Source organism: Streptomyces sp. CA2R106, from assembly GCF_037034245.1.
Classification (GTDB): domain Bacteria; phylum Actinomycetota; class Actinomycetes; order Streptomycetales; family Streptomycetaceae; genus Actinacidiphila.
In genome coordinates, this window is sequence record NZ_JBAGKC010000057.1 from 1 (window position 1) to 9,322 (window position 9,322).

Genomic DNA, 9,322 nt, shown 5'->3' on the forward strand with positions numbered 1-9,322 from the left:
TGCGGTGGTGGGGCACTCGGTGGGTGAAGTGGCTGCTGCCTACGTCGCCGGGGTGCTGTCGCTGCCGGACGCGGCGAAGTTGGTGGCGGTGCGGGCGCGGTTGATGCAGGAGTTGCCGTCGGGTGGGGCGATGGCGTCGATCAAGGCGCCGGAGGCGGAGGTTGTCGCTTCCTTCGCCGAGGTGACGGGCGCGGTCGCGGTGGCCGCGGTGAACGGTCCGGACTCGGTCGTGGTGTCCGGCGCGGTCGAAGCGGTCGACGCCCTGGTGGAGTTGTGGCGCGAGCGCGGTCACCGGGTGCGTCCGCTCCGCGTCTCGCACGCGTTCCACTCGCCGGCGATGGACCCGGTGTTGGCGGAGCTTGAAGCGGTCGCCGATGGGATCGGGTTGAGTCGTCCGGAGGTGATGTGGGCGGGTGCTCTGACGGGTGAGTTGGTGTCGGAGCCGGAGGCTGGTTACTGGCCTGGGCAGGTGCGGCAGGCGGTGCGTTTCGCTGACGCGGTCGCGGCCCTTGCCAGGGAAGGGGTGACGGTCTTCCTGGAGGTCGGCCCGGACGGTTCGCTGTCTTCCCTCGGCCCTGACGCTGTGGCCGTCGTGGAGGGTGTGGAGCCGGCGTTCGTGCCGCTCCAGCGTCGTACCGACGAGGGCGTGACCGACCTCGCGACGGGCCTGGCTCGGGCGTTCGTCGAGGGTGCTCCGGTGGACTGGAAGCGGGTGCTGCCCGCCGCCACCCAGGTGGAGCTGCCCACGTACGCCTTCCGCCACCAGCGGTTCTGGCCCGAGGGCGTGCTGCGCCTCGGGCCCCCGGCGGCCGCCGGCGGGGACGGCGCGAGCACCCCGGCCGAGGTGCAGTTCTGGGCGGCCGTGGAGGAGGGCGACCTGGCGCAGGTCGCCGACACCCTGGCGGTGGAGGACGAGGAGCAGCTTCGTACGCTCCTGCCGGCGTTGGCGTCGTGGCGGCGTCGCGAGTTGGACCGCTCGCTGACGGCGAACTGGCGTTATCGCACCTCGTGGACGGCTGTCTCGGAGCCCGATGCGGCGGTGTTGTCGGGTACGTGGCTGGTGGTGGTGCCGGTTGGTGTCGAGGGTGTGTGGGGTCAGCGGTGTGCGGAGGTGCTGGCGGCGCGTGGTGCCGAGGCCGTGGTGGTCGAGGTGCCGTCCGGCACGGTGGACCGCGCCGAACTGGCCGTGCTGCTGGGCGAGATGGCGGGGACGTCGGAGGTCTCCGGGGTGCTGTCGCTGCTCGCGTTGGACGAGGCGCCGTTGGCGGAGTTCCCGGCGGTGACTGCCGGTCTGGCGGCGACGCTGGCCCTGGTGCAGGGCCTCGGCGACGCCGGGATCGAGGCACCGTTGTGGCTCGCCACCTCCGGTGCGGTCGCGGCTGGTCCGGGTGAGGTGCTGGCCCATCCCGTGCAGGCGCAGGTGTGGGGTCTGGGTCGGGTGGTCGGTATGGAGCATCCGGAGCGGTGGGGCGGGTTGGTGGACCTGCCGGTGGAGTTGGGTGATCGGGCGGGTGTGCGGCTGGCCGGGGTGCTGGCCGGTTGTGACGAGAACGAGGTGGCCATCCGTACGGCCGGCGTCCTGGGCCGGCGCCTGGGACGCGCCGCGCAGGTCCAGGGTGCCCCGGACCCGGCGCCCCTCGGTACCACGTTGATCACCGGCGGCACGGGTGCGATCGCCGGGCACGTCGCGCGCTGGCTGGCCGGCCGCGGTGCCGAACGGCTGGTGCTGACCAGCCGTTCGGGCGCTTCGGCGCAGGGGGCTGCCGCTCTCGCCGCCGAACTGGCGCAGTCCGGCGCCGCGGTGGAGGTCGTCGCGTGTGACGTGGCCGAACGGGCCCCGCTAACCGCGCTGTTGGACCGGATCGACGCGACCGGCCCGCGGCTGGCGTCCGTACTGCACACCGCCGCCGTCCTGGACGACGGCGTGCTGGACCGCCTCGACGCGTCCCGCCTGGAGACGGTGCTGCGGGTGAAGGCCCAAGGGGCCGCCCTGCTCGACGAGTTGACCGCCGACCGCGATCTCGACGCTTTCGTGCTGTTCTCCTCGATCGCCTCCACGCTGGGTGCCCCGGGCCAGGGCAACTACGCGGCCGCCAACGCGTACTTGGACGCGCTGGCGGAGCACCGCCGCTCCCGCGGGCTTGCCGCTCTCACCGTGGCGTGGGGTGCGTGGGCCGGTGGCGGCATGGCCGAGTCCAGCAGCACTGTGGAGGCACGGGTCAAGCGCGGCCCGATGCCCGCGATGGACCCGCGGCTGGCCGCCCGCGCCCTCGGCGAGGCGCTCCAGGGCCGGGATGCCGCGGTGACCGTGATGGACGTGGACTGGGCGCAGTTGGCGTCCGGTTCCGCCGCCGCGGAGACCCTGACCCGCCCGGTGATGCGCGACCTGCCCGAGGTGCGGCGCCTGACCGCCGCCGGGGAGCTCACGGCCGCCGCGGCCCGCCCGCAAGGGGCGCTGGCTCAGCGGCTGGCCGGGCTGGGCCGTCCCGAGCAGGAGCGCCTCCTCACGGAGGTGGTGCGCGGCGAGGTGGCGACCGTCCTCCAGTACGCCTCGGCCGCCGCGGTGGAGGAGCGGCGCGCCTTCAAGGACCTCGGCTTCGACTCGCTGACCGCCGTCGAGCTGCGCAACCGCCTCAACGCCGCCACCGGCCTGCGGCTGCCGTCCACTCTGGTCTTCGACTACCCCACCCCGATGGCACTGGCCGCCTTCCTGCGCGGCGAGCTGACCGGCGGGCAGGCGGACGCCGCGGCCCCGGCGACCACCGGCGTGGTGCTGCCCGCCGACGAGCCCATCGCCGTCGTCGGCATGGCCTGCCGCTTCCCCGGCGGTGCCGGGAGCCCGGAGGAGTTCTGGCGGCTGCTCGGCTCCGGCCAGGACGCCGTGGGCGCCTTCCCGACCGACCGCGGCTGGGACCTGGAGAGCCTCTACGACCCCGACGGCGAACGCGAGGGCACCTCGTACGTCGCCCAGGGCGCGTTCCTGCGCGACGCGGCCGACTTCGATGCCGACTTCTTCGGGATCAGTCCGCGTGAGGCGTTGGCGATGGACCCGCAGCAGCGGCTGCTGCTGGAGACGTCCTGGGAGGCGCTGGAGCGCGCCGGGATCGACCCGGCGACCCTGCGGGAGAGCGCCACCGGTGTGTTCGCCGGCGGGTTCGCCTCCGGGTACGGGATCGGTCTGTCCATGGCGGGCGACGAGTCCGGCTCCGAAGGGCACGTCCTGACCGGCAACGCGACCAGCGTGCTGTCCGGCCGGGTGTCCTACGTACTGGGTCTGGAGGGCCCGGCCGTCACCGTGGACACGGCGTGCTCCTCGTCGCTCGTGGCGCTGCACATGGCCGCGCAGGCGCTGCGCTCCGGCGAGTGCACGCTGGCGCTCGCCGGTGGCGCCACGGTGATGACGCACCCGGGTACCTTCATCGACTTCTCCCGGCAGCAGGGGCTGTCCATGGACGGGCGGTGCCGCGCGTTCTCGGAGGACGCGGATGGCACCGGCTGGGCCGAGGGCGCCGGCATGCTGGTCGTGGAGCGGCTGTCGGACGCGCAACGCAACGGCCACGAGGTCCTCGCCGTGCTGCGCGGCTCCGCGATCAACCAGGACGGCGCGTCCAACGGCCTGACCGCCCCCAACGGCCCGTCGCAGCAGCGGGTGATCCGCGCCGCCCTGGCCAACGCCCGCCTGACCGCCGCCGACGTGGACGTGGTGGAGGCGCACGGCACCGGTACGACGCTGGGTGACCCGATCGAGGCGCAGGCGCTGCTGGCCACTTACGGGCAGGAGCGTCCCGAGGGGCGGCCGCTGTGGCTGGGCTCCGTCAAGTCCCACATCGGCCACACGCAGGCCGCGGCCGGTGTCGCCGGCGTGATCAAAATGGTGCTGGCGCTCCAGCACGAGCAGTTGCCGCAGACGCTGCACGCCGACGAGCCGTCCTCGCACGTCGACTGGACGGCGGGCGACATCCGGCTGCTGACCGAGGCCAGGCCCTGGCAGTCCGACGGCCGGGTGCGCCGGGCCGGTGTCTCGGCGTTCGGCATGAGCGGCACCAACGCCCACATCATCCTGGAGGAGGCCCCCGCCGCGCCGGACGCCGCCGAGCAGTCGGACGGCATGGCGGCCGACCCGGCCGCGCCGGCGGCAGGGGTGGTGACCGGCGACGGCGCCGGTGCGTGGCTGGTGTCGGGCCGGTCCGCGGAGGCGCTGGTGGCGCAGGCCGGGCGGTTGCGGGAGTGGGTCGACGAGCGCCCCGAGCTGCAACCCTCTGACGTGGCGTGGTCGTTGGCGGCGACGCGTTCGGCTTTCGAGCACCGGGCGGTGGTGGTCGGTGGTGACCGGGCCGCGTTGGTGGGCGGCTTGGAGAGTTTGGCGGCGGGTGTGCCGTCGGGTGCGGTGGTGTCGGGTACGGCGCGTGCCGTGGGGCGTCCGGTGTTCGTCTTCCCGGGTCAGGGGTCGCAGTGGGTGGGGATGGGTCGTGAACTGGCGTCGGTGTCGCCGGTGTTCGCGGCTCGTCTTGCGGAGTGTGCGGCGGCGTTGGCGCCGTATGTGGAGTGGTCGCTGCACGATGTGCTCGCGGGGGCTGAGGGCGCCCCGGCGCTTGAGGCGGCTGATGTGGTGCAGCCGGCGTTGTGGGCCGTGATGGTGTCGCTGGCCGCGGTATGGGAAGCGGCCGGTGTCGCCCCCGAGGCGGTGGTGGGTCACTCGCAGGGTGAGATCGCGGCGGCGACGGTGGCGGGGATGTTGTCGTTGGAGGATGGCGCTCGGGTGGTGGCGTTGCGGTCGCAGTCGTTGAAGGTGTTGGCGGGTGCGGGCGGGATGCTGTCGGTCAGCAAGTCCGCGGCTGAGGTTGAGGAGCGGTTGGCCCGCTTCGGGGAGAGCGTGGCTCTGGCGGCTGTCAACGGTCCGTCGGCGGTGGTGGTGTCCGGTGAGCCCGGTGCACTGGAAGAACTTAAGGCGGAGTTCGAGGCCGAGGGTGTCCGGGCGCGGATGGTGGCGGTGGACTACGCCTCCCACTCGGCGCAGGTGGACCGCCTGGAGGACGAGATCACGTCCGTCCTGGCGGGGATCAACCCTCGTCGGGGCCGGGTCCCGATGGTTTCGGCGATGACCGGCGAGACCCTGACCGGTGAGGAGTTGGACGCCGGTTACTGGTTCCGCAGCCTCCGCGCGACGGTGCACTTCGACCGTGCGGTGCGGATTCTGGCGGGTGAGGGTCAGCGGGTCTTCGTGGAGGTGTCGCCGCATCCGGTGTTGCTGGGTGCGATGACGGAGTCGTTGGAGGAGGTTGCTCAGGAGGCTGGTCCGGGTGCGGTGCCGGGTGCGCTGTGTGGGACGTTGCGCCGGGACGACGGTGGTGCGGGTCGGGTGCTGACGTCGCTCGCCGAGGCGTACGTCCACGGCGCCCCGGTGGACTGGACGGCCGTCCTGCCCGCCGGGCAGCAGGTGGAACTGCCCACCTACGCCTTCCGGCACGAGCGGTTCTGGCCGAAAGGCGTCCTCGGCGGGCTCGGCGCCAAGGCAGGCGGCGACGCGCTGTCGCTGGGTCTGGGGGCCGTGGGCCACCCGCTGCTCGGCGCGGCCGTCGAACTCGCCGGTGGCGCAGGGGTGGTGTGCATGGGCCGGCTGTCCCTGCACACGCACGCCTGGCTGGCCGACCACGCCGTGGGCGGCATGGTGCTGCTGCCCGGCACCGGCTTCGTGGAGCTGGCCGTACGCGCCGGCGACCAGGTCGGCTGCGGTGTCCTGGACGAACTGACGCTCCAGGCGCCGCTGGTGCTGCCCGCCGACGGCAGCGGCATCCAGGTCCAGGTCGTGGTGGCAGCGCCCGGAGGCGAGGGCCACCGCGCGGTCGAGGTGTTCTCCCGTCCGGAGGGCGCGGCCGCACAGCAGCCGTGGACCCTGCACGCGAGCGGTGCCCTCGCCCCCGGCGAGGCGCTTGGGACGCCCGATCCCGACCTCGCGGCCTGGCCGCCGCGCGACGCCGCACCGGTGGACGTCTCGGACGTCTACCCCGTACGCCTCGCGGAGGTCTACGGCCCCGCCTTCCAGGGCCTGCGGGCGGCCTGGCGGCGCGGGCAGGACCTCTTCGCCGAGGTGGCACTCCCCGAGGAAGCAGCCCAGGATGCGGCCGCGTTCGGCCTGCACCCCGCGCTGCTCGACGCGGCGCTGCACGTGTCCGTCCTCGCGGACGGCTCTGCCGCGGACGGGCCGGGCGAGGCCACCATGCCGTTCGCGTGGTCCGGCGTGGAACTGCACGCGGGCGGTGCCTCGGCGCTGCGGGTGAAGCTGCGCCAGGACGCCCAGGGCACCATCGCGATGACAGCCGCGGACACCACCGGCGCCCCCGTGGTGTCGGTCGAGTCGCTGGTGCGGCGCCCCATCCCGGTGGACCAACTGCACGCCGGACGAGACGAGTTGGGCGACTCGCTGTTCGTACCGAAGTGGACCGCGGTCAGCGCGGGCGAGGCCCCGGCCGGCGCCTGGGCGCTGCTCGGCGCCGACACCTGCCGGCTGGCCGACGGCCTGGCCGCCGCCGGAGTGGCGCTGACCGCCTTCGACGGCCTCGCCGAGCTGGCCGCGGCCGCCGAGGCCGGCCCGGCCGACCTCCGTACCGTCCTGGTCTGCGCCGACGCCCTGTTCGGCACGGGCACCGGCGACGCGGGGGCGGAGTTCCCCGCCGCGGTACGCGACTCCGGCGGCGCCGCACTCCGCTTCCTCCAGGACTGGCTGGCCGAACCCCGGCTGGAGGACACGCAGTTGGTGTTCGTCACCCGCGGCGCCGTCGACACGGCCGCCGGCGAGCAGCTGGCGGACCTGGCCGGAGCGGCCGTACGCGGCCTGCTGCGCTCGGCGCAGGCCGAGAACCCCGGCCGGATACTGCTGGCCGACCTCCCCGCGGACGCCGACGCCCCCAACGGCACCGACGCCCCTGCCGACAGCGGCACTCCCACCGGCACCGGCGGCGAGGTGGCGCTGCTCCCCGCCGCGCTCGGCACCGGCGAACCCGAGATCGCGCTCCGCGACGGGACCTGCTTCGGCAGGCGCCTGACCCGGCCCGAAGGCGCGGTCACGGCGGTCGAGTGGCCGTCCGCGCCGCAGGCCGACCCCGCCGCGCGCTCGCTGCTGGTGACCGGTGGCACCGGAACCCTGGGCGGGCTGGTCGCCCGGCACCTCGTCGCGACCGGACGGGCCGGCGGCGTGGTGCTCACCAGCCGTACCGGCCCGGCCGCGCCCGGAGTGGCCGCGCTCGCCGCCGGACTCGCCGAACTCGGCGTGTGGGCGCGGGTCATTGCCTGCGACGCCGCCGACCGGGACGCGCTGGCCGCCGTCCTGGACGGCATCCCCGACGGCAACCCGCTGGGCTCGGTGGTGCACGCCGCCGGCGTCGTGGACGACGGCCTGGTCACCACCCTGACGCCGGAGCGGCTGTCCGCGGTGCTGCGGCCGAAGACCGACGCGGCCTGGCACCTCCACGAACTGACGGCCCACCTGGACCTCGAGCGGTTCGTGATGTTCTCCTCCGCCGCGGTCACCTTCGGTGCGCCCGGCCAGGGCAACTACGTGGCCGCGAACTCCTTCCTCGACGCCGTCGCCGCGCACCGCAGGGCCGCCGGACTCGCCGGCATGTCCTTGCAGCTCGGCCCGTGGGCCCACGAGGCGGGCATCGGCCGCAACCTGGACGCCACCTCGCTCTCCCGCATCGACCGCGCCTTCGTGCCGCTGTCCGCCGACGAGGGACTGGTCGTCTTCGACGTGGCGCTGGACCGCGACGAAGCGGTGCTGACCCCCGCCCGGCTCGACGCGGCCGCGCTGCGCGGGCAGATGGGCGCCGGGGCGGACGTGCCGCCGGTGTGGCGCGCCCTGGCCGGCGGGGCGCCCGCCCGCCGCGCCGCCGTGTCGACCGGTGCCGCCGTCGCGGGCGCCGGAGCCGACGCCGGCGACGCGCTGCGCCAGAAGCTGGCGTCGGTGTCCGCCACCGAACGCGACCGGCTGCTGCTGGAGCTGGTGCTCGCCCACACCGCCGCCGTCCTGGGCCACGCCTCGCCCGCCGCCATCGACCCCGGCCGCTCCTTCACCGACGTCGGCTTCGACTCGCTGATCGCGGTCGAGCTGCGCAACCGGCTGAAGGCGGAGACCGGGCTGCGGCTGCCGGCCACGCTGGTCTTCGACCACCCCACCCCGGCCGCGCTCGCCGCCATGCTGCGCGCGGAACTCGCCGGCGAACTGCCCGCCACCGCGTCCCCGGCCGTCCCCGCGGCGCTGCTGCCGGTCGCGGACGAGGCCATCGCCATCGTCGGCATGGCCTGCCGCTTCCCCGGCGGGGCGGCCGGACCGGAGGAGCTGTGGCAGCTCCTGGCGTCCGGCGCGGACGCCATCGGGCCGTTCCCCCGCGACCGCGGCTGGGACCTGGAGATGCTCCAGGACCCGGCGGCCGAGCGCACCGGCAAGACGTACGAGCAGGTCGGCGGGTTCGTGCAGGACGCCGCCTCCTTCGACGCCGGGTTCTTCGGGATCAGCCCGCGTGAGGCGCTGGCGATGGACCCGCAGCAGCGGCTGCTGCTGGAGACCTCCTGGGAGGCGTTCGAACGGGCCGGCATCGACCCCTTGTCCGTACGCGGCAGCCAGACCGGCGCGTTCGTCGGCGGCTACTCCTCCCGCTACGCCAACGACGTGCCGCTGGAAGGCACCGGCATCGCCGAAGGGCACCTGGCCACCGGCAACGCCACCAGCGTGCTGTCCGGCCGCCTGTCCTACACCTTCGGGCTCGAAGGGCCCGCGGTGACGATCGACACCGCGTGCTCCTCGTCCCTCGTCGCCCTGCACATGGCCTGCCAGGCACTGCGCAGCGGCGAGTGCTCGCTCGCCCTCGCCGGCGGCGTCACGGTCAGCGCCACCCCGGACGTGTTCATCGCCTTCGCCACGGCCGGCGGCGTGTCGCTGGACGGCCGCTGCCGCTCCTTCGCCGCCTCGGCCGACGGCTCCGGCTTCTCCGAGGGCGCGGGCATGCTCGTGGTCGAGCGGCTGTCCGACGCCGAGCGCAACGGGCACAAGGTCCTCGCGGTGGTGCGGGGTTCGGCGATCAACCAGGACGGCGCGTCCAACGGCCTGACGGCGCCCAACGGGCCGTCCCAGCAGCGCGTCATCCGCGCCGCGCTCGCCAACGCCCGCCTGACCACCGCCGATGTCGACGTGGTCGAGGCCCACGGCTCCGCGACCACCCTGGGCGACCCGATCGAGGCGCAGGCGCTGCTGGCCACTTACGGGCAGGAGCGTCCCGGGGACCGGCCGCTGTGGCTGGGGTCGGTGAAGTCCAACATCGGCCACGCC

Annotated in this window: 1 protein-coding gene; it reads left to right on the forward strand. The window is 74.7% G+C overall.

Features of this window, described 5'->3' with window-relative positions:
* Window positions 1-7: 7 nt before the first annotated feature.
* Window positions 8-9,322: SDR family NAD(P)-dependent oxidoreductase (locus tag WA788_RS34730; protein WP_335984362.1), on the forward strand; the 9,315-nt coding region annotated here is incomplete at its 3' end.